The organism is Burkholderia sp. A2, assembly GCF_001729305.1.
GTDB lineage: Bacteria > Pseudomonadota > Gammaproteobacteria > Burkholderiales > Burkholderiaceae > Burkholderia > Burkholderia sola.
The window spans coordinates 1-544 of the sequence record NZ_LZXX01000147.1; the positions used below are offsets into that span (position 1 = coordinate 1).

Consider the following 544-nt stretch of genomic DNA (forward strand, 5'->3'; position numbering starts at 1 on the left):
TCGACGATCTCGTCGCGCGCTTGCGCGACGGCAGTCACACGCTGACCTTTGTCGACGACAAGGGCGCCGAAACCGTCCGGACCTTCCACGAACTGTTCGAAGACGTGCTCGCCACGGTCGAGCGCGGCAAGGCAATCGGCCTCGTACCCGGGGCGCGCGTCGGCATCGCGGCGCCGAACGGTTATCCGTGGATGGTGTGGGATCTTGCGTGCATCGAGCTCGGCTGCGTATCGGTTGCTTTCCCGAACGATGGCTTGCTCGACACGTGCGACGCGTTGATCGAGCGCTACCAGCTGAGCGTGCTGGCCGTGGACGCGCGATGGCTCGACACCGCCGGCGCGATCGCCGGGCGCGTCGTGGATATCGATCCCGCCAGCCGCGGCGATTTGCACACGCGTATCGAGCCGGTGCGGGTCGAGCATATGCCCGATACCCATTCCCTGGTGTTCAGTTCGGGCACGACAGGCAGGACCAAAGGGCTCGTGATGAGCCGCCGCGGCACCGCGCACCTGCTCGGTCTGTATGGCGACGCATTCGGCGTCGC

At 66.5% G+C, this 544-nt stretch carries 1 protein-coding gene; it reads left to right on the plus strand.

Annotated features, from left to right (window positions below; genetic code table 11):
• On the plus strand, positions 1-544 hold a 544-nt coding region (locus A9Z05_RS31585), incomplete at both ends, for an AMP-binding protein (protein ID WP_141723521.1).